15 protein-coding genes and 1 tRNA gene are annotated in these 18,968 nt (G+C 66.4%); 5 read left to right on the top strand and 11 right to left on the bottom strand.

Annotated elements, in window-relative coordinates; genetic code table 11:
• Positions 1 to 27: 27 nt before the first annotated feature.
• Positions 28 to 945 (bottom strand): LysR family transcriptional regulator, encoded by a 918-nt coding sequence (locus tag C4B30_RS22760; RefSeq protein ID WP_027785785.1) that lies wholly within the window; start codon positions 943 to 945, stop codon positions 28 to 30.
• A 229-nt stretch (positions 946 to 1,174) separates the two neighbouring features.
• On the opposite strand from C4B30_RS22760, the gene C4B30_RS22765 reads away from it, so the two are divergent.
• Both C4B30_RS22765 and C4B30_RS22770 read left to right on the top strand, forming a co-directional pair.
• A complete protein-coding gene (locus tag C4B30_RS22765) occupies positions 1,175 to 3,346 on the top strand; it encodes a phosphocholine-specific phospholipase C (protein ID WP_027785784.1) in 2,172 nt (723 codons plus the stop codon).
• 219 nt (positions 3,347 to 3,565) lie between these two features.
• Positions 3,566 to 4,291: a phosphonate utilization associated transcriptional regulator gene (locus C4B30_RS22770; protein WP_027785783.1), complete on the top strand. Its 726-nt coding sequence runs from the start codon at positions 3,566 to 3,568 to the stop codon at positions 4,289 to 4,291.
• Positions 4,292 to 4,389: 98 nt separating this feature from the next.
• On the opposite strand, the gene C4B30_RS22775 is transcribed toward C4B30_RS22770, so the two are convergent.
• The 5 genes from C4B30_RS22775 to C4B30_RS22795 all read right to left on the bottom strand — a co-directional run bounded on the left by C4B30_RS22775 (position 4,390) and on the right by C4B30_RS22795 (position 11,024).
• Positions 4,390 to 5,778 carry an FAD-dependent oxidoreductase gene (locus C4B30_RS22775; RefSeq protein ID WP_105133065.1) on the bottom strand — a complete coding sequence of 463 codons (1,389 nt, stop codon included), beginning with the start codon at positions 5,776 to 5,778 and terminating at the stop codon, positions 4,390 to 4,392.
• A gap of 99 nt (positions 5,779 to 5,877) precedes the next feature.
• Positions 5,878 to 7,008, bottom strand: coding sequence for a 2-aminoethylphosphonate--pyruvate transaminase (locus tag C4B30_RS22780; protein ID WP_027785781.1), 1,131 nt, complete (start codon positions 7,006 to 7,008; stop codon positions 5,878 to 5,880).
• A gap of 47 nt (positions 7,009 to 7,055) precedes the next feature.
• On the bottom strand, positions 7,056 to 8,783 hold the full coding sequence (locus C4B30_RS22785; RefSeq protein ID WP_027785780.1) for a putative 2-aminoethylphosphonate ABC transporter permease subunit: 1,728 nt from the start codon (positions 8,781 to 8,783) through the stop codon (positions 7,056 to 7,058).
• Positions 8,780 to 9,871, bottom strand: a complete 1,092-nt coding sequence (locus C4B30_RS22790) for a putative 2-aminoethylphosphonate ABC transporter ATP-binding protein (RefSeq protein ID WP_027785779.1) — start codon at positions 9,869 to 9,871, stop codon at positions 8,780 to 8,782. Before C4B30_RS22790 ends, C4B30_RS22785 begins: the two co-directional genes overlap by 4 nt.
• Before the next feature lie 97 nt (positions 9,872 to 9,968).
• Positions 9,969 to 11,024 (bottom strand): putative 2-aminoethylphosphonate ABC transporter substrate-binding protein, encoded by a 1,056-nt coding sequence (locus tag C4B30_RS22795; protein ID WP_027785778.1) that lies wholly within the window; start codon positions 11,022 to 11,024, stop codon positions 9,969 to 9,971.
• 208 nt (positions 11,025 to 11,232) lie between these two features.
• Here C4B30_RS22795 and phnA point away from each other — a divergent pair, with 208 nt between their 5' ends.
• Positions 11,233 to 12,471 carry a phosphonoacetate hydrolase gene (gene phnA / locus C4B30_RS22800; protein ID WP_027785777.1) on the top strand — a complete coding sequence of 413 codons (1,239 nt, stop codon included), beginning with the start codon at positions 11,233 to 11,235 and terminating at the stop codon, positions 12,469 to 12,471.
• A gap of 27 nt (positions 12,472 to 12,498) precedes the next feature.
• Positions 12,499 to 13,953: a phosphonoacetaldehyde dehydrogenase gene (gene phnY, locus C4B30_RS22805; protein ID WP_027785776.1), complete on the top strand. Its 1,455-nt coding sequence runs from the start codon at positions 12,499 to 12,501 to the stop codon at positions 13,951 to 13,953.
• A 171-nt stretch (positions 13,954 to 14,124) separates the two neighbouring features.
• Here the strand turns inward: phnY and C4B30_RS22810 are convergent, their stop codons facing one another.
• On the bottom strand, positions 14,125 to 14,940 hold the full coding sequence (locus C4B30_RS22810; protein ID WP_027785775.1) for an alpha/beta fold hydrolase: 816 nt from the start codon (positions 14,938 to 14,940) through the stop codon (positions 14,125 to 14,127).
• Positions 14,941 to 15,021: 81 nt separating this feature from the next.
• Here C4B30_RS22810 and C4B30_RS22815 point away from each other — a divergent pair, with 81 nt between their 5' ends.
• Positions 15,022 to 15,636: a CGNR zinc finger domain-containing protein gene (locus C4B30_RS22815; RefSeq protein WP_027785774.1), complete on the top strand. Its 615-nt coding sequence runs from the start codon at positions 15,022 to 15,024 to the stop codon at positions 15,634 to 15,636.
• 36 nt (positions 15,637 to 15,672) lie between these two features.
• Here the strand turns inward: C4B30_RS22815 and C4B30_RS22820 are convergent, their stop codons facing one another.
• The 4 genes from C4B30_RS22820 to C4B30_RS22835 all read right to left on the bottom strand — a co-directional run bounded on the left by C4B30_RS22820 (position 15,673) and on the right by C4B30_RS22835 (position 18,902).
• Positions 15,673 to 16,719 (bottom strand): DUF3592 domain-containing protein, encoded by a 1,047-nt coding sequence (locus tag C4B30_RS22820; RefSeq protein WP_027785773.1) that lies wholly within the window; start codon positions 16,717 to 16,719, stop codon positions 15,673 to 15,675.
• A 352-nt stretch (positions 16,720 to 17,071) separates the two neighbouring features.
• The gene (locus C4B30_RS22825; protein WP_027785772.1) at positions 17,072 to 17,653 is read right to left on the bottom strand and encodes a PIN domain-containing protein; all 582 of its coding nucleotides are present in this window, start codon (positions 17,651 to 17,653) and stop codon (positions 17,072 to 17,074) included.
• Between the two features lies 1 nt (position 17,654).
• Entirely contained in the window at positions 17,655 to 18,083 is a 429-nt protein-coding gene (locus C4B30_RS22830) for an excisionase family DNA-binding protein (RefSeq protein ID WP_325047957.1), read from the bottom strand.
• 743 nt (positions 18,084 to 18,826) lie between these two features.
• A tRNA-Lys gene (locus tag C4B30_RS22835) sits at positions 18,827 to 18,902 on the bottom strand.
• Between the last annotated feature and the right edge of the window lie 66 nt (positions 18,903 to 18,968).

The following is an 18,968-nucleotide window of genomic DNA, read 5'->3' on the forward strand; positions in this document are numbered from 1 at the left end:
GTGCGGAAGCGGCGAACGCGCGGCGGCTCAGCGCGCGTTCGCCCGCCGCATCGTTCGCCCGGGTTCGACCACACCGGCCGCTTCGGCGCCGTCCGGCAGGATGCACGCGAGGAACGCGTCGATCGCGGGGCTCTGACGGCGCGCCTTCAGGTAGTACACGTATTCGTCGATCGTCGTATCGACACCGCGCAGCGCGATCACGCGCAGGTCGGGATGACGCTCGGCCTCGCCGCGCGGAAACAGGCTGCCGCCCACCCCATGCAGGATCGCCTCGCGAATCGCTTCGCGGCTGCCGATCTCGGCGACCGAGGTGGCCGCGACGCCGGCCGTGGCGAGGATCGTCTCCGTGCAGCGGCGCGTGATCGACCCTTCCTCGCGGATCAGCAGCCGCACGTCGGCGAGCTGCACCGGGTCGATCGAATCGAACCGCGCGAGCGGATGACGGCGATGCACGACGAGCACCAGCGGATCGGTCGAGATCACCTTGCGTTCGAGGCCGTCGGCATCGTTGCGCTGCGACGAGACCGCGAGATCGATGCGAAACTCCTGCAGCGCCTGCAGGATTTCCTCGGAGTTGCCGATCCGGCACGTGAGCGCGATCGACGGGTGCGCGCTCGAGAAGCGGCCGACCGCGTCCATGATGTAGTACGGGCCCGTCGCGCCGATCCGCAGGTGGCCTTCGAACAGGCCGCCGACGTTGCGCAGCATGATGTCGGCCTGCGCCTCGAGCGCGATCATCTTCTCGACGAGCGGGAGCAGCTCGATGCCCGTCTCGGTCACCTCGAGCTTGCGGCCGCTGCGGTAGAACAGCTCGACGCCGTACACCTGCTCGACCTGCCGGATCTGCGCGGCAATCGTCGGCTGGCTCACGCCGAGGTGGCGCGCGGCGCGCGTGATGCTGCCCTGCCGGACGGTCGCGTGGAACGCCTTCAACTGATCGAACACGACTCGGCTTCTCCCCCCTCTACATCGCGCGTCAGCGTAGCGCACGCATGTGTCGGCCACATGAAAGGCGCATCGTGCGCGACTTCGAAAAAAAGCTGGGGGTGACCGCAAGAAACCTGCGGGAACCGGTCACGGCCGGGACATGCCGGTGAGGGGTAATAACGGCGACGCAGATCGCCGGCTCCGCTCGCCCGGCGAGCCCACTCCCACCGACCACAAGGTTCTCTTCATGTCCTCGAACAATCGACGCGATTTCCTGCGCCTCGCCGCGCAGTCGGCCGGCGCGATGGCCGCCTACGCGGGCTTCCCGCCCGCGATCCGCAATGCGCTGGCGATGCCGGCCGCCTATCGCACCGGCACGATCCGCGACGTGGAGCACGTCGTGATCTTCATGCAGGAAAACCGTTCGTTCGACCATTACTTCGGCGGGCTGCGCGGCGTGCGCGGCTTCGACGACCCGCGTCCGCACCTGCTGCCGAGCGGCGCGCCGGTGTGGCAGCAGCCGCCGGCGTCGGTGTTCACGAAGAACTACCATTCGCGCGGACTCGATCCGTCGGCGCCGTACGTGCTGCCGTTCTACCTCGATCCGAAGCAGACGACCGAATTCCAGCCGGGCACCAACCACGGCTGGAGCAGCGGCCACCTGTCCTGGAACAACGGCCAGTGGGACCAGTGGGTGAACCAGAAGCAGGACGTGCTGACGATGGGCTACCTGAAGCGCCAGGATCTCACGTACCACTACGCGCTGGCCGACGCGTTCACCATCTGCGATTCGTATTTCTGCTCCGCGCATGCGGACACCGCGCCGAACCGCATCTACCTGTGGACCGGCACGGTCGACCCGCGCAACATCTACGGCACCCCGCCGAACGGCCCGGGCATCGGCGAGCGCGACGACGTGAACGGCTACACGTGGACGACCTACGCCGAACGCCTGGAGAACGCGAAGATCAGCTGGAAGGTGTACCAGGGCGGCACCGGCATCCCGGGCGACCCGACCGACAACTACACCGACAACTCGCTGATGTTCTTCAAGCGCTTCCAGGTGAAGGAAGGCGCGAGCGGCCCGCTGGTCGACAAGGGCGCGTCGGACCACACGCTCGCCGAGCTGAAGGCCGACGTGCAGGCTAACCGCTTGCCGCAGGTGTCGTGGATCGTGTCGCCGTACAAGTACAGCGAGCACCCGCAGGCGTCGCCGACCGACGGCGCGTTCTACATCAACATGGTGCTCGAGGCGCTGACGTCGAACCCCGAGGTGTGGGCGAAGACGGTGTTCATCCTGAACTACGACGAGAACGACGGGCTGTTCGACCACGTCGTGCCGCCGGTGCCGCCGGTCACGAGCGGCGTGGGCGGCCAGGGCATCGTGTCGTCGAACCTGCTGTCGAACCTCGGCGACGAGCTGCTCGACCTGAACAAGTACCCGGGCGAAATGAGCCCGCTCGTGCCGGGCGCCGACCCGGGCGGCATCCAGCCGATCGGCCTCGGGCCGCGCGTGCCGTTGATCATCATCTCGCCGTGGACGAAGGGCGGCTGGGTCTGCTCGGAGACGTTCGACCATACGTCGGTGCTGCGTTTCCTCGAAGCGCGTTTCGGCGTGAAGGAGCCGAACATCAGCGCGTGGCGCCGGTCGATCTGCGGCGACCTCACGTCGGCGTTCGACTTCTCCGCGCGCCCCGACACGCGCACGGTGAGCTTCACGGTGCCGCAGCACATCGCGACGGCCGGCCAGGCGTACCAGGTGCCCGCGCAGCAGTCGATGCCGGCGCAGGAACCCGGCACGCGTCCGGCGCGTGCGCTGCCGTACGAACTGTTCGTGCACAGCCGCGTGGGCGCGCAGGACGACACCGTGTCGCTCGACTTCGCGAACACCGGCGACGCCGGTGCCGCGTTCTACGTGTACGACCGCCGCAACCCGGCGACGCCGCCGCGCCGCTACGCGGTGTCCGCGCGCGACCGCTTCCTCGATACGTGGAGCACGTCGGCCGCACGCGGCGAGTACCATCTGGCCGCCTACGGCCCGAACGGCTATCTGTGCGAATTCCAGGGCAACACGCGGCTCGCCGCGGACGGCCGCCACGCGAACCCCGAAGCGAAGATCGGCTACGACGTGCGCAACCGTCACGTGTACCTGCAACTGCGCAACAGCGGGCGCGCGACCTGCCGCGTGACGGTCGACAACGCGTACAGCCATGCGCATGCGAAGACCTACACGCTGGAGCCGGGCGAGCGCGTCGAAGGGCACTTCGAGCTGTCGTCGAGCCACGGCTGGTACGATCTGACGATCACCGCGACCACGCTGCACGGCGGCGACGACAAGGTCGTGCGCCGCTTCGCGGGCCACGTCGAGACGGGGCGGCCGAGCCACAGCGATCCGGGGCCCGTGAAGCACACGGCCTGACGGTTGCGCAGGCGCTCGCGCGATGCGGGGCGGTGCCCCGCACCGCGCGAGCGCCGCGTGCCGGTTGCATGCTGGCCGTGTTCCGTCGGTGTTCCGGCACGCAGGATTGGCTTTTGGAAACTGAAAACTGTTGACAATATGCCGTAGCGAGGGTATACAAGGATCATTCGCCGATATGGCGCCCTCGTTTTCATCCACAGCCCCGCTGCCTGCCCGACCATGACTGCCCCGAACACGCTCAGCGCCATCGAACTCCTGCAAAGCCAGTCGCTCGCGATGATCGTCCAGGACATGCTCGAGCGCGCGATCGTCTCCGGCGAATACGCACCGGGCGAGAAGCTCAACGAAGTCGAGATCGCGACCAGGCTGAACGTGTCGCGCGGCCCGGTGCGCGAAGCGTTCCGCGCGCTCGAGCAGGCCGGCCTGCTGCGCAACGAGAAGAACCGCGGCGTGACCGTGCGGGTCGTGCCGCTGCGCGAGGCCGAGGAGATCTACGAAGTGCGCGCGATGCTCGACGAATCGGTCGCGCGCGCGCTCGCGAAGCGTATCTCGCCCGATACGCTGAAGGTGCTGAAGGGCATCATCCAGTCGATGAAGGACGCCGCGAAGACGCACGACGTCACGCGCTACACCGAGTTGAACGTGCAGTTCCACGACGCGATGGTCGTCGGCGTCGGTAATACGCATCTCACCGATACCTACCGGCGGCTCGTGCGCCAGCTCGGCCTGCTGCGCCAGGCGGCGATCGAGGCCGAGGAGGATGCGATCGCCGTGTCGGCGGCCGAGCACGACAAGATCGTGCAGGCGCTCGCGGCCGGCGACGAGGAAAAGGCCGTCGCGCTCGTGCGCGAGCACGTCGCGCACGGCCTCGCGCGGATGCGCCGCATGCACGAACAGGGGTTGCTGGCGACGGGCAAGGCGGCGCGGGAGAAGGCCGGCGCATAAGAACCGGCAATGCCCGCGCGGGCTGCCGCGCACCGGCAAAGGGACGCGTCGCCGCGTCCCTTTTTCGTTGCGCTTCGGTTCAGCGGGTCAACCCGTCGTCACGCCTTGTCGGCCTTCCCCGCCGCGCTCGCGAACTTCGCGAGCCACGTATCGACCGCCGCCGGCTGCCGGTTTTCGTCCTCCGCGCGTTCCTTGCGGCGAATCGCATTGCGCACGACGTGCGCGCCGACATAGCGGATCGGCTCCGGCGGGAAATGGCCGAGGGGGCCGCGCACGATCGGGCTGCGCGTCCACGCGTTGTCGAGACCGAGCACCAGCGACGACAGGATCTGCCCGCCCATGTAGGTCGGCCCGACGCCGTTGCCCGAATAGCCGAAGCCGTAGAACACGTTCGGCGCGTCGTCGAGGCGGCCGAAGAACGGGAAGCCCGTCACGGAGCGGTCCGACGGCCCGTTCCAGCTTGCGGTGATCGGCACGCCCGCGAGCGACGGGAAGAATTCGCGCAGGCTCTGCGTGAGCTGCGCCTCGTACGGCGAGCGCCGGTCGAACACCGGTGCGATGCGGCTGCGCCACGAAAACGTGTTGCCGCCCTTGCCGAGCATCAGCCGGCCATCGACGGTCGTGCGGTAGTAGTAGACGAAGATCCGCGAATCGAGCACCGACACGCCGTCCACCAGCCCGGTGCGCTCGAGTAACTCCGGGCATTTCTCGGTGATTACCATGTCGCTCGACACGACCGCGATCGTTCGTTCGAACTGCGGGAAGCGGCTTGCCATCCACGCGTTGATCGCGAACACGAGTTTGCCGGCCGTCACGCTGCCTGACGGCGTATGCACCACGGCCGGCTGCCCCGGCGTGAAGTCGAGCATCGGCGTGCGTTCGTAGATCCGGATCCCCATGTCGAGCGCGACGCGGCGCAGCCCGCGTACCAGCTTGCCGGGATGCACGGTCGCGGCGATCGGCGAGTAGACGCCGTCGAGATTGCGCGCGGAGCCCGAGCGTCGCGCGACTTCGGCGGGCGGCAGCGGCTCGTAGCTGTGGATGCCGCACGCGGCGAGCGCGTCGAGCACCGGCGCGAGCGTGCCGACCTGCGCGCGCGACGTCGCGGTGTACAGCGTGCCGTCGAGCCGCAGTTCCGCGTCGATGTCGTGCGCGCGGCAGAAATCGGCGATGTGCTGCACGGCCGCTTCCGATGCCTTCACGAGCCGGATCGCCTCGGCTTCGCCGAACAGACGCCGCAGCGTCAGGAATTTCGCGGACCACGTGAGCAGGCAGCCGCCGTTGCGGCCGCTCGCGCCGGCGCCGCAGAGGTCGGCTTCAAGGATCGCGATGTCGAGCGCGGGGTTCTGCTGCTTCGCCTGGATCGCGGTCCAGAGGCCCGTGAAGCCGCCGCCGACGATGCACACGTCGGCCTGCGTCGCGCCTTGCAGCGCGGGGGCGAGATCGCCGTCGTTGAACAGCGCTTGTTCGATCCAGAAGGGTCGCATCGGAAGGTTCGTCGATAAGGGGCCGTGCGGCGCACGGCCGGGAAAAAACGCTCGCCCGCATGCTCATGCGCACGCGGCCGGGTGCATCGCGTCACATCGTCATGCCGCCGCTTCGGCCGATACGCGGCGCACGCCCATCGCCTTCAGCGTGTCGGCGATTGCCGCGACGGCGCCCGGAATCCCGGCTTCGCCGAAATGGCCGATGCAGCCGACGCGGAACGTCTCCACTTCGGTCAGCTTGCCCGGATACAGAATGTAGCCGCGCTTTTTGACCTCCTGATAAAACCGCTTGAAATCGTAGTTCGGATCGTCCGGCGCATGGAACGTGACGATGATCGGCGCCTGGATCGCCGGATCGAGGAACGGCCGGAAGCCGAGCGCGAGCATCCCGTCGATCAGCGCGCGATAGTTGCGCTGGTAGCGGCCGCCGCGCGCGGCGAGCCCGCCTTCGTCGACGTATTGCGCGACGGCCGCGTCGAGCGCGGCGACCACGTGCGTCGGCGGTGTGAAGCGCCACTGCGTCGTGCGCTGCATGTAGACCCACTGGTCGTACAGGTCCATCGCGAGCGAGTGGCTGTTGCCTTCGCAGCGTTCGAGCGCGCTGCGCTTCGCGATCACGAAGCCGAGCCCCGGCACGCCTTCGAGACACTTGCCGGACGCCGCGATCACCGCATCGAACGGAGTCGTGCGCGTGTCGATGTCGATCGCGCCGAACGAGCTCATCGCGTCGACGATCAGCGCGCGTTCGTGCCGGGCGACGACCTGCGCGATCTCGTGCAGCGGGTTCAGCACGCCGGCACCCGTTTCGCAGTGCACGAGCGCGACGTGCGTGATCGACGGATCGGCCGCGAGCGCGCGCTCGACGTCGGCCGGATCGACGCGGCGATCCTCGCGGTAGTCGATCGTCGTCAGCTTGCGGCCGAGCACGCGGCAGATCTTCGCGAGGCGCTGGCAGTACGCGCCGTTGTTCGGCACCAGCACGTGACCGTCGCGCGGCACCAGCGTGCCGATCGCCGCTTCGACCGAGAACGTGCCGCTGCCCTGCAGCGGCACGCATTCGTGCGTGCTTTCGCCGTGCACGATCCGCAGCAGGCGTTCGCGCAGCCGCGCGGTGATCGCGTTGAAGTCGCCGTCCCACGAACCCCAGTCGCGCAGCATCGCGTCGCGGGTGCGGTCGGAAGTCGTCAGGGGGCCGGGGGTGAGCAGGATGGGCTGGGCGGCGAGCGTCATGGTGTCTCCTTGATGAAGTCGGGACGTCACGTGAATGCGGCGGGAAATCAACGGCGATGCGGATGGCGCCACGCCTGCGTACGGCGCAGCAGGCGATGCGAGATGCAGGCGAACAGCACGCACGCGAACGACGACGTCGCGAGCACGAGCGTGGCCATCGCGGCGGCCGGGCCCATCTGGCCCGCGTCGTCGAGGTTCAGGATCGCGACCGACGCGGGCTGCGTGTCCGGCGAGTACAGGAACGCGACGGCCGACACCGTCGTCATCCCGTTGACGAACAGGTAGCGTGCGATCAGCAGGATCGCGGGCAGGCACACGGGCACCGTCACGCGCAGGAAGGTCTTGTAGAACGGCACCTTCAGCGATGCGGATACGGCCTCGAACTCGCCGTCGATCTGCCTGAGCGCGGTGACGGCGGTGAGATGGCTCGACGCGTAGTAGTGCACGACCGTGACGATCGCGAGCAGCCACAGCGATCCGTACAGCCCGTTCAGCGGATTGCCCGGCGCGTTGAACAGGAAGATGTAGCTGATGCCGAGCACGAGCCCCGGCACGCCCATCGGCAAGATCGCGCACAGGCTGATGAAGCCGCGCAGCCAGCGCGCGTCGCGGGTCTTCTCGATCAGGTAGGCGCCGCCGAACACGACGATCGTGCCGCCGAGCGCCACCGTCGCGGCCATCCGCAAGCTGTTCTTGTACGCGTCGAAGATCCCGGCCGCGATCAGCCCCATCTTGTAGTGCTGCAGCCCGAGCGTCATCTGGTACGGCCAGAACTTCACGAACGACGCGAACACCGAGATGCCGACCACCGCGACGAAGAACGCGCACACGAGCGCGCAGTACGCGAGCATCGCGGCGTCGAAGCCGCGCGACGGCTTCGGCTGGTACGGCGTCGAGCGTGCGCCGAGCTGCGACTGCTGGCGGCGGCGGATGAGGAAGTCGATGCCGAACGCGACGAGCGCCGGGCACAGCAGCATCAGGCTCACCACCGCGCTGCGGTTGAAGTCCTGCAGCCCGATGATCAGCTTGTAGATGTCGGTCGACAGCACGTTGTACGAGCCGCCGATCACGACCGGCACGCCGAAGTCGTTGATGCACATCGTGAACGCGACCATCGTCGCGCTGATCAGCCCGTACTTCGCGCCGGGCAGCGTGACCGTGAAGAATTTGCGCAGGCGGCGCGTGCCCATCGCGTCGGCGGCCTCGTAGAGCCGGCCGTCCGCGAGCGACAGCGCGGTGACGAGGATCATCAGCACGTGCGGGAACGACGCATACACCATGCTCAGCACGATGCCCGGCAGCCCGTAGATCGAATGGCCGTGCAGCAGCGACTTGAGCAGCCCCGCATTGCCGAACCAGTAGATGAACGACACGGCCGACAGCAGCGTCGGCGCGAGCAGCGGCAGCAGCGCGATCGTGCGCGCGGCATTCTTCAGTGGCATGCACGAGCGCGTGAGCGCATACGCGAACGTGAACGCCATCGGCACGACGATCGCCGTGACGAGCGCGCCGACCGTCAGCGAATGGAGCATCGAGCGCAGCACGCCGCTGTCCTCCAGATACTCGACGAAGTTGTGCGCGCCGACGAACCGCCCGTCGGCGTCGACGAAGCATTTCTGCACGACGAGCGCGAGCGGCAGCAGCAGGAACAGTGACATCAGCGCGGCCATCGCGAAGAGCGCGAGCTGGGCGATGCGGTCGTGCCAGTGCGTGATCTGTCGCACGTCGGCGGGGGCGGACGCGCCGCGGCGGCGCTCGGTCAGGACGGTGCTCATTGCAGTCGCTCCTTCGCGCACGGGAACACGCGGACATGCTCGCGATCGAGCGCGAGGTCGATGCGCGCGCCGGCCTGCACGCCGGTGCGGTCGACGTCGTGATACGACAGGTCGGCGACGATCTCCTGGCCGTCGAGCCCGTCGATCCGGAAGCTCACGCGGCAGAACGCGCCGAGGAATTCGAGCTTCTCGACGCGGCCGGCCAGCACGTTGTCGGCCGTTTCGCCCGGCACGCGGATGCGCAGGTCCTCGGGCCGCACGTAGACCGACACCGCCGCGCCCTGCGCGGGGCGGGCCGCGCCCTGGCGGCAATCGAGACCGACCGCGCCCGCGCGCAGCGTGCCGTCCTGCGCGACTTCGGCGGGAATCGTGTTGACGCGGCCGATGAAGTCCGCGACGAACGGCGACGCCGGCTGACGGTAGATTTCGAGCGGCGTGCCGATCTGTTCGATCACGCCGTGGTTCATCACGACGATGCGATCGGCCATCGACAACGCTTCTTCCTGGTCGTGCGTGACCATGATCGTCGTCACGCCGAGCCGCTGCTGCAGCGCGCGAATTTCCTGGCGCAGCCGCACGCGCACGCGCGCGTCGAGCGCCGACAGCGGCTCGTCGAGCAGCAGCAGGCCGGGGGATGTGGCGAGCGCGCGCGCCAGCGCGATGCGCTGCTGCTGGCCGCCGGACAACTGGCCCGGATGCTTGCGATGGCTGTCGGGCAGGCCGACCAGCGCGAGCAGCGTGTGCACGCGCTCGTGGATCGCGTCGCGCTTCATCTTCCGGTTCACGAGCCCGTACGCGACGTTGTCGTACACGGTGAGGTTCGGGAACAGCGCATACGACTGGAACACGATCCCGTAGTCGCGCAGTTGCGGCGGCAGCCGCGAGATGTCGCGGCCGTCCTGCATGATGTGGCCGGCGTTCTGCGTCTCGAGCCCCGCGATGATCCGCAGCAGCGTGGTCTTCCCGCAGCCGGAGGGCCCGAGGAAGCAGATCATCTCGCCCTTCATCACGCTCAGGTTGATGTCGGTGAGGACTTGCGTGTCGTTGTACCGCTTCTCGATGCGTTCCACGCTCAGATAAGGTGCCATGCGCGCCTCCTTGGAGGGGCGGCCCGGGGGCCGGATTCGACGACGGAAAGGGGAAGGCGGGGCGGCGCGCGGCGCGGCCCCGCTGTGGGTTGCGGCGTTATTGCTGCGCTTTCGCCCCGTAACGCTTCTGCCACGTATCGAGGATCGACTGGCGGTTCTTCGCCGACCACACGAAGTCGTTCTTCACGAGCAGATCCGAGTAGTTGTCGGGGATGCCGGCCAGCTTTCGCGCCACGCCCGGATACGCGACGATCGCCCACCAGCGCGCGGTGATCTGGTTCGCTTCCTTGCTCGCCATGAAGTCGGCGAGCTTCCTCGCGGCGTCGGGCTGCTTCGTCGTCTTCATGATCGCCGTGCCTTCCATGTCCCAGCCGAGCCCTTCCTTCGGGAACACGAGATCGATCGGCGCGCCCTGCGCCTGCAGTTCGTGCCCGCGGAACTCGAACGAGATGCCGATCGGGAATTCGCCGGTGCCGGCGAGCGTGCACGGCTTCGAGCCCGAGTGCACGTACTGCGCGACGTTCTTGTCGAGCGCGTCCATGAATTTCCAGCCTTTGTCGTCGCCGAAGGTCTGCAGCCACGCTGTCACGTCGAGGTAGCCGGTGCCCGACGACACCGGGCTCGGCATCACGATCGCGCCTTTGTAGACCGGCTTCGTCAGGTCTTCCCACGACGTCGGCTTCGGGATGTTCTTCGCTTGCGCGGCGACGCGGTTGTAGCAGATCGTCGCGCCCCACACGTCCATGCCGACCCAGTGCGGCGGCGTGTTCGCGTCGCTGTACTTGCGCGTGAGCTGGTCGAAGCCCTTCGGCGTGTACGGCATCAGCATGCCTTGCAGGTCGAGCAACGTGAGACTCGACGCGGCGAGGCCGAGCACGACGTCCGCGCGCGGGTTGTTCTTCTCCGCGAGCAGCTTCGCGGTGACCGAGCCGGTCGAGTCGCGCACCCAGCGGATCTCTATATCGGGGTTCGCCTTCTCGAACGCGTCCTTGTAGGGCTTCATCGCCTCGTCTTCCAGCGCGGTGTAGACCAGCAGCGACGTCTTGGCGTGCGCGGCCTGCGCGGCGCCGACCGCCATCGCCGCGGCCAGCGCGATACGGGCCGCGCCCGCCGCCCATGCGTTCAAACGCTTCTTTATCAGCACCTCGTTCATCTTCAGACCCCTTGACTGTGGCGCCGCGGCACACGGCGGATGAGTGGAGACCAACCCTCTTGCTGCAACGTTGTTTTGCTTTCTGTTCTCTGCATGTTGTTGACAATCTACAAATCATCAATTTTAATGTCAAGCATGGAAAACACCTCCCTTCGGCGCGACGCGGGCGCCGACGGCTCACCCCTTCGACCTGAAAGGAATGAACGTCATGACTGAAACGCCTGTATCCGTGGAAGTGAACGGCCGCCGCTACAACTGGATGAGCCGTCCCGTGGTGGTGGTTTGCGTCGATGGCTGCGCATACGAATATCTGGAGGAAGCGGCCGAGGCCGGCGTCGCGCCGTTCCTGCGCACATTGCTGAAGCCGGGCACCGCGCTCAAGGGCGAGTGCGTGGTGCCGAGCTTCACGAACCCGAACAACCTGTCGATTGTCACCGGCGTGCCGCCGGCGATCCACGGGATAAGCGGCAACTACTTCTACGATCGCGACACCGGCGCCGAGGTGCTGATGAACGATCCGAAGTACCTGGTCGCGCCCACCGTGCTCGCGACCTTCGCCGAACAGGGCGCGCGCGTCGCGGTCGTCACCGCGAAGGACAAGCTGCGCCGCCTGCTCGGCAAGGGGCTGAAGGGCATCTGCTTCTCGTCGGAGAAGGCCGACGAAGCGAGCATCGAGGAAAACGGCATCGACGACGTGCTCGAACTGGTCGGCAAGCCGGTGCCGAGCGTTTACAGCGCGGACCTGTCGGAGTTCGTGTTCGCCGCCGGCGTGCGCCTGCTCGAGACGCGCCCGATCGACCTGATGTACCTGTCGACCACCGACTACGTGCAGCACAAGTGCGCGCCCGGCACGCCCGGCGCGAACGCGTTCTACGCGATGATGGACACGTATCTGCAGCGTCTCGACGAACTCGGCGCGATCGTCGCGATCACCGCCGATCACGGGATGAACGCGAAGCACGACGACGCGACCGGCGAGCCGAACGTGGTCTACCTGCAGGAGCTGTTCGACGAATGGCTCGGCCACGATGCGGCGCGCGTGATCCTGCCGATCACCGACCCGTACGTCGTGCACCACGGTGCGCTCGGCTCGTTCGCGACCGTCTACGTGCCGGCGACGGCCGACACCGATGCGCTGCGCGCGCGGCTCGCCGCGGTGGACGGCATCGAGGTCGTGCTGACGGGCGCCGAAGGCTGCGCGCGCTTCGAGCTGCCGCCCGCGCGCATGGGTGACCTGATCGTGATCTCGAAGCAGGACGTCGTGCTCGGCACGCGCCGCATCAAGCACGACCTGTCGGGCCTCGACGTGCCGCTGCGCTCGCACGGCGGGATCTCCGAGCAGATCGTGCCGCTGATCTTCAGCAAGCCGGTCGCGACCGACGTCACGGGCCGCGCGCGGCTACGCAACTTCGACATCATCGACATCGCGCTCAACCATCTGCAGTGACGCGGACGCATCCGCCAGGAGACACTCATGAACGCCATTGCAGAATCATCGGACGTCGGCACGCTTCATCGTGAAGCACTGCGAATCGATGGAGAAAAGATCTACCGCGACGCGGTGATCGACGTGCGCAACCCGTACGACGGCTCGCTGGTCGGCACCGTGCCGAAGGCGACGCTCGACGACGTGCGCCGCGCGTTCGCGGTCGCACGTGCGTACCGGCCGACGCTCACGCGGCACGACCGCGCGGCGATCCTGCGCCGCGCGGCCGACATCGTGCGCGCGCGCACCGCGCAGATCGCGGCACTCATCACGGCCGAGGCCGGCTTGTGCATCAAGGACTCGACGTACGAAGCCGGCCGCGTGGCCGACGTGCTGACGTTCGGCGCCGGCGAAGTGCTGAAGGACGACGGGCAGATCTTCTCGTGCGATCTGACGCCACACGGCAAGAAGCGCCGCGTGTACACGCAGCGCGACCCGCTGCTCGGCGTGATTTCGGCGATCACGCCGTTCAATCATCCGATGAACCAGGTCGCGCACAAGATCGTGCCGTCGGTGGCGACCAACAACCGGATCGTCGTGAAGCCGTCGGAGAAGGTGCCGCTGTCGTGCTACCTCTTCGCGGACATCCTGTACGAAGCCGGCCTGCCGCCGCAGATGCTGCAGGTGATCACCGGCGACCCGAAGGAGATCGCCGACGAGCTGATCACGAACCCGGCGATCGACATGATCACGTTCACCGGCGGCGTGTCGATCGGCAAGTCGATCGCCGCGCGGATGGGCTACCGGCGCGCGGTGCTGGAACTCGGCGGCAACGATCCGATCATCGTGATGGAAGACGCCGATCTCGACGAAGCGAGCACGCTCGCGGTGTCTGGCTCGTACAAGAATTCGGGGCAGCGCTGCACGGCGATCAAGCGGATGCTCGTGCACGAGGCGGTAGCCGATCGCTTCACGGAGCTGGTCGTCGAGAAAACGCGCGCATGGTCGTACGGCAATCCGTCCGATCCGTCGGTCGACATGGGCACGGTGATCGACGAAGCGGCCGCGAAATTCTGCGAGCAGCAGGTGAACGACGCGATCGCGCGCGGGGCGCGGCTGCTGGTCGGCAACGTGCGCGAGGGTGCGCTGTATTCGCCGACCGTCGTCGATCGCGTGACGCCCGACATGCCGCTGGTGAAGCATGAAACCTTCGGCCCGGTGTCGCCGATCATGCGCTTTCGCGACATCGACGAAGCGATCCGGATGTCGAACAGCACCGACTACGCGCTGTCGTCGTCGGTGTGCACGAATCGCTTCGACCACATCACGCGCTTCATCACCGAGCTGGAAGTCGGCAGCGTGAACGTGCGCGAGGTGCCGGGCTATCGACTCGAACTGACGCCGTTCGGCGGCGTGAAGGATTCGGGGCTCGGGTACAAGGAAGGCGTGCAGGAGGCGATGAAGAGCTTCACGAATACGAAGACGTATTCGTTGCCGTGGTAAGTGGCGTGCAACGCGCTCGCGCCGGCATCGCAGCTGGCGCGAGCGTTATTCGATCGGCTCATGTCGTTCGCCGATTTGCGTTTTTGGCGCACCTCGACGCGTCGGTAGAATTCGCGGGCCGCTCGAACGGCACCCGCGTGCCGGCCTCGTGACGCGAGACGCGGTGCCGGCTCAGCCCGGCGCGTACCCGTCGAGCACGGCCGCCACGATCGCTTCCGGCGCATCTTCCTGAACCAGATGGCCCGCGCGCGGGACCCGGATCAGCTTGCCGTTCGCGATGCGATCGGCCAGGGCTTGTCCTTGCTCGCGCGGAATCCACACGTCGTCCTCGCCCCGCACGATGCGCACCGGAAAGTCCGGCGGCGCGTAGCGGGCCTCCGCTTCCTCGATGTAGCGCTGGCGCATCTGCGCGATCTGACGATAGAACGCGGCCTGGCCGGCCGGCGTGAGCCATGGTGCACGGTAGATCGACAGCACGTCATCGCTCAACGGCTGCGCGACCGCATTGCCGAGATAGGCCGACAGGAGTGCACGATGCGCGTACGCGGGCAAGCCGGCGAACGCGGCTTCGTGCTGCGCGACGTGGCGCACGAACGGCGAGCCTTGCGGCGCGATCGCGACCGGGTTCACAAGCGTGAGATCCGCATACGCGATGCCATCGAGAAAGTGCGCGCGCAGCACGGTCGTGCCGCCGTAGTCGTGCGCGAGCACGCGCGGCCGCGCGAGTTTCCATTCGTTCAGCAGCGCGCCGAACAGCGCGTTCTGACGGCCCAGCGACACGTCCGCGTCCGGCATGTCGGACTGGCCGTAGCCGAGCAGGTCGTAGAAATACACGCGATGGCGCCGTGCGAGCCACGGCGCGATCCGGCGCCATACCTGCGACGAAAACGGCGTGCCGTGCACGAGCACCAGCGGCGGGCCTTCGCCGAGTGTGCCCCATGCAATCGAGTGGCCTTCGAAATTGAAGCGGTTCGGGAGTTCGAGCATCGGCTTCTCCGTGATAACCTGTTTCGGTGGTTAACAGGTTACGCCGGATGCTCCGGATGTGAAACCGATAGGCGGAAATAAATGGTTACTCGATCCGACCCCGCTCGACACGGGCATGAATGGAGCGCGGCCGATTTCGTCGGCGGCCATCCGGCGCTCGACTTCCTCAACACGGTGGCCGACACCGGCAAGACGCGCGACGAAGACAAGCTCGTTGACTGGCCGGCCGTGCGCGCATGGGCCGGGAAAGCGGGGTTGCTGGCGCCCGACGATCTGGCGCGGCTGCTGCGTCACCCGCGCCAGGACGGCCCGGACGAGCTGGCGGCGCTGCACCGCTTTCGCGACGACGCGTACGTCGCAATCGCGCACCTGACGGCCGACGGCGGCGGCAGCGCGGGGGCGCGCGCGGCGGACCGGCTCGCGGTGGCGATCCGCGACGCGATCGGGCGCAGCGCGTTCGACGCGGTCGGCGGCCGCTTCGCGTGGCGGCCCGATGCGCGCGCCGCGTCGCGCTGGATCGATGCGGTCGCGCTCGGTTTCGAGCATCTGATGCGCAGCGATGATTTCGCGCGCGTGCGGCAGTGCGGCCGGTGTACGTGGTTCTTCGTCGATCGCGGCCGCGGCGTCGGGCGGCGGTGGTGCGACATGCGCACCTGCGGGAATCGCGCGAAGGTGGAGGCGTTCAGGGAGCGGTGACGTGCGCGTCGCGACGGCTGCCGCACCGCGCGTGCGTCATGGTGCCGTTTCGTGCGGCCGGAGGTCGGGCCATAACGTCGCGGCGACGAACAGCCCCGCTGCCAGGAACGGCGCGCCGATCGCGAACAGGATGGCCGTGAGGCCCCAGCGATCCCAGAAGCGGTCGACGAGCGCACGCTCGGGGGTGACGGGATCGTACAGCACGCTGACCGCGTCGCCTTCGTGCAGATCCGGGTGCGACGACGCCGAGCCCTGGGCGAACGTGATCAGCCGCCCGCTGTCGGTCGTGAACGCGACGATGGCCGAATACAGCGACATGCGCGACCGCGACGACCGTCCGTTTTTCGCGATCTCGACCACATGGCCGGTCGAGCGCGCATAGTGGTGGACGATCTGCCACTGACGCAGGCCGGCCGCGCCGGCCCCGGCGACGAAGCCCGTGCCGATCGCGATCGGGATTAGCACGATCGCGACATCCCAGCGGCGCCGTGCCGCCTTGCGTGCGACGCGGGGCCGCGCCGGCTCCGATTGCCGGCGGCGACGCTCGCCGGCGATCAGCAGGCTGCCGATCGCGAACGACGCGACGGCGAGCAGCGCCGGCACGGCCACCGGAAACCAGCGTTGGGTGAAATCGTCGATCAGCGCGGGGCGCTCGGGGTGGTCGGGATCGACCAGGACATCGACGTTTTCGCCGATGTCGTATGCGGGGACCGTCGAGGCGGTATTGCCGGCGACTTCGCGGCGGCGGCCGTCGTTCGCGAGGTACGCGACGATCGGCCGGTAAGCGCGCATCGCATCGCTGTCCTGGACGATACGCACGACCGTGCCCGGCGCGCGGACCAGGCGGCCGGGTTCCCGGCTTGCCGTGATGGCGAGTACGCCGGCCAGCACGGACAGGATGACACCGATCATCAGCGCGACCAGCGCGTCCTTACCGGGCATGACTTGATCCGGTTCGTGCGTCGTGCGGATTTGGTTGTGCCCGGATGAGCGGCTCATCTCGACGGACAGGCCGATATTGATGCAACCATGCCCTCTGAATGGTCGCGTCTCGTTCACATGCTTCCATGTCTGACGTCCCATGTTCTCTCAGTGCCGGCGGGCAGGCGACGATACCTGCGCCGGTCGTGTGATATTTGTCGGACGATTCTAGCGGAAACGATGCGCAACGGGCGTGCGGTGACGTACCGCGAAAGGCGCGCGCCGTGAGTGCGGCGCGCCAAAACGAAAAAGGCCGGTCAGCTTTCGCTGACCGGCCTTTGGAATTCCTGGTGGGGCGTGAGTGACTCGAACACTTGACCTACGGATTAAGTGGTATGCATAAACTTGTTTGGAATCAGTCATATATTTGTCGCTCGCATCTACGAACCGTCGTTTTTGCAAGGGGCAGAATTCCTGTCGAGTCCAAGCCTCGCTGCGAATGGTCGATTGCGATCTAAATCAACTCGGCTGCGTCACGAATACGCTGCGCCGTCGCTGGCAAGCCATTGCGTTCAAGCGCTTGGGCGAAGTCCTCCGGGCTTGCTTTCGGATTTTTCCATCGTCTCCGCATGCCTTTGAATGCCGACATGGTGGAGATGTAGTCCAGATCCCATTGATTGATGATGAAGCGGTCTGGATGGATGACTTCGATTCCATACGGGCCGACGCTCTCGGCTGGGAAATCCTTTAGATTGGCCGTCACGATGCAATCGGCATGGCCCGCGATGGCCGCTGCCAATACATGCCTGTCGCCAGGATCGGGGAGGCTCATGTTTGCAACGAGCGGGGTCCATGCGGATTCGGGCACTTCCCAATCCAGCACGGCGTCCCGCATGCCATCTCGCCGTATTTCGAGTCTGCCTGCGAGCTCAGGCCGAAGCGTTTCCAGGTTAGTGATCCATTCCTGCTCGATGCATTGAGTCCACTTCGCAGCAAAGAGTCCCGCGGTTGCGAGACTCATGAGGGAGTCGGCAACCGCAATAGGAAACAGCACGCACGCATCGAGCAGGGCCGTATAACGTACGTGACCGGCCATGTCAGTAATCCAGCCCTAGTTTTTCGGCGTTCTCTGCCAGCCGATCCAGTGCCGCCACTTGCTTTTCGCGCATTTGGCGTGCGTACTCGTTAAGATCCTCAAGTGCGATCCGCCGGTGCGTGCCGACCATGCGATGTTTGAGCCTGCCCGCCTCGATTTCCTTGATCACGAATGGACGCGATACGTTGAGGAAGTTGGCGGCCTCCACGGTCGTAAATTCGCGATCTGCTCTCATGATGGTGATCGGCTGGCCCTCGCTTATAGCGCCGAGCAGTTGCCCGATGAGTTTCAGTGAGGCTGGTGGGAGGGCGATAGTTGGATGGTCTCCGGCATCAGTCGTCAGGGTGATTTTTGCCGCGCGCGAATGATCCAGGGCTTCCATGATGCAGCGTTGTGCAACGCTTGCCATTTCGAGGTCCTTCTTGGTCATCTCCGGTGGCGTCATCTCCCGAATCCGCTCTACGGTGCGCATATATTCCTCTCTCAAAGTCAAAAACCAGATAGGCGCTACGCTTGCAATCGCAGCGCTGCGATTGCAAGCGTAGCGCCTATCTGCAATAAATGCAACATGTGCAACAACTGGTTGTCGGTCATGCTCACAAATGATCGCGCTGCACAGTGCGGAGCGCACCGATGGCGGCTGCGTGCGGGCACGAGGCAGGATCGCTGGTTATCACTATCCAGCGCGGGCGGGCTTGGCCGCGAATCACAGGGCCGGTTTGACGTTTGTGAGGCCTCCAACCGGTACGGGTGCTGGGTTTCGAGCGCTTAAACCATTGCGATTGGCATGGGAAGCAAAGCGGCGGAAACCGGCACGGCCCTATTAGGAAAGATCGGCCAAGGCACTACTTGCCGGTGCATCTGGGCGATCGAATCTCGGCGGCGAGTCGATTCGTCGGGGCTTGTTCAGTTGCTGACGGGGCAAATCGATTTTACCCGTTGCTCCATTGTTATCCCGATAAGGCGGCTGAGAAGCAAAGCCCAGGGATGGCTTGGGGAAGTTGCTGAGTGACGAAAAAGCGTTGCACGTTCAACGGGATCAAGTGCGGAAGTGATAGACGCACCGAGCTACAGCCAATCGCGAACCGTAGGGCAAACAGTCGATTGACGCTTCGTCGACAGTCGGAAAAGAAAAAGGCCGGTCAGCTTTTGCTGACCGGCCTTTGGAATTCCTGGTGGGGCGTGAGTGACTCGAACACTCGACCTACGGATTAAGAGTCCGCTGCTCTACCAACTGAGCTAACGCCCCCAACAGAAGAAAGATTATGCGTGAGTATTTCAGACTTGGCAAGCCCTTTGTGCCAATTTCCTGAAA

The sequence above is a fragment of the Burkholderia sp. BE12 genome, from assembly GCF_002959955.1.
Taxonomy (GTDB): Bacteria; Pseudomonadota; Gammaproteobacteria; order Burkholderiales; family Burkholderiaceae; genus Burkholderia.

Coding starts and splice junctions, on each gene's coding strand:
- C4B30_RS22830 (WP_325047957.1), bottom strand. CDS start 18,083: ATGACCAAGAAGGACCTCGAAATGGCAAGCGTTGCACAACGCTGCATC.
- C4B30_RS22775 (WP_105133065.1), bottom strand. CDS start 5,778: ATGCGACCCTTCTGGATCGAACAAGCGCTGTTCAACGACGGCGATCTC.
- C4B30_RS22770 (WP_027785783.1), top strand. CDS start 3,566: ATGACTGCCCCGAACACGCTCAGCGCCATCGAACTCCTGCAAAGCCAG.
- C4B30_RS22815 (WP_027785774.1), top strand. CDS start 15,022: ATGGTTACTCGATCCGACCCCGCTCGACACGGGCATGAATGGAGCGCG.
- C4B30_RS22810 (WP_027785775.1), bottom strand. CDS start 14,940: ATGCTCGAACTCCCGAACCGCTTCAATTTCGAAGGCCACTCGATTGCA.
- phnY (WP_027785776.1), top strand. CDS start 12,499: ATGAACGCCATTGCAGAATCATCGGACGTCGGCACGCTTCATCGTGAA.
- C4B30_RS22795 (WP_027785778.1), bottom strand. CDS start 11,024: ATGAACGAGGTGCTGATAAAGAAGCGTTTGAACGCATGGGCGGCGGGC.
- C4B30_RS22785 (WP_027785780.1), bottom strand. CDS start 8,783: ATGAGCACCGTCCTGACCGAGCGCCGCCGCGGCGCGTCCGCCCCCGCC.
- C4B30_RS22790 (WP_027785779.1), bottom strand. CDS start 9,871: ATGGCACCTTATCTGAGCGTGGAACGCATCGAGAAGCGGTACAACGAC.
- C4B30_RS22780 (WP_027785781.1), bottom strand. CDS start 7,008: ATGACGCTCGCCGCCCAGCCCATCCTGCTCACCCCCGGCCCCCTGACG.
- C4B30_RS22820 (WP_027785773.1), bottom strand. CDS start 16,719: ATGGGACGTCAGACATGGAAGCATGTGAACGAGACGCGACCATTCAGA.
- C4B30_RS22765 (WP_027785784.1), top strand. CDS start 1,175: ATGTCCTCGAACAATCGACGCGATTTCCTGCGCCTCGCCGCGCAGTCG.
- C4B30_RS22825 (WP_027785772.1), bottom strand. CDS start 17,653: ATGGCCGGTCACGTACGTTATACGGCCCTGCTCGATGCGTGCGTGCTG.
- phnA (WP_027785777.1), top strand. CDS start 11,233: ATGACTGAAACGCCTGTATCCGTGGAAGTGAACGGCCGCCGCTACAAC.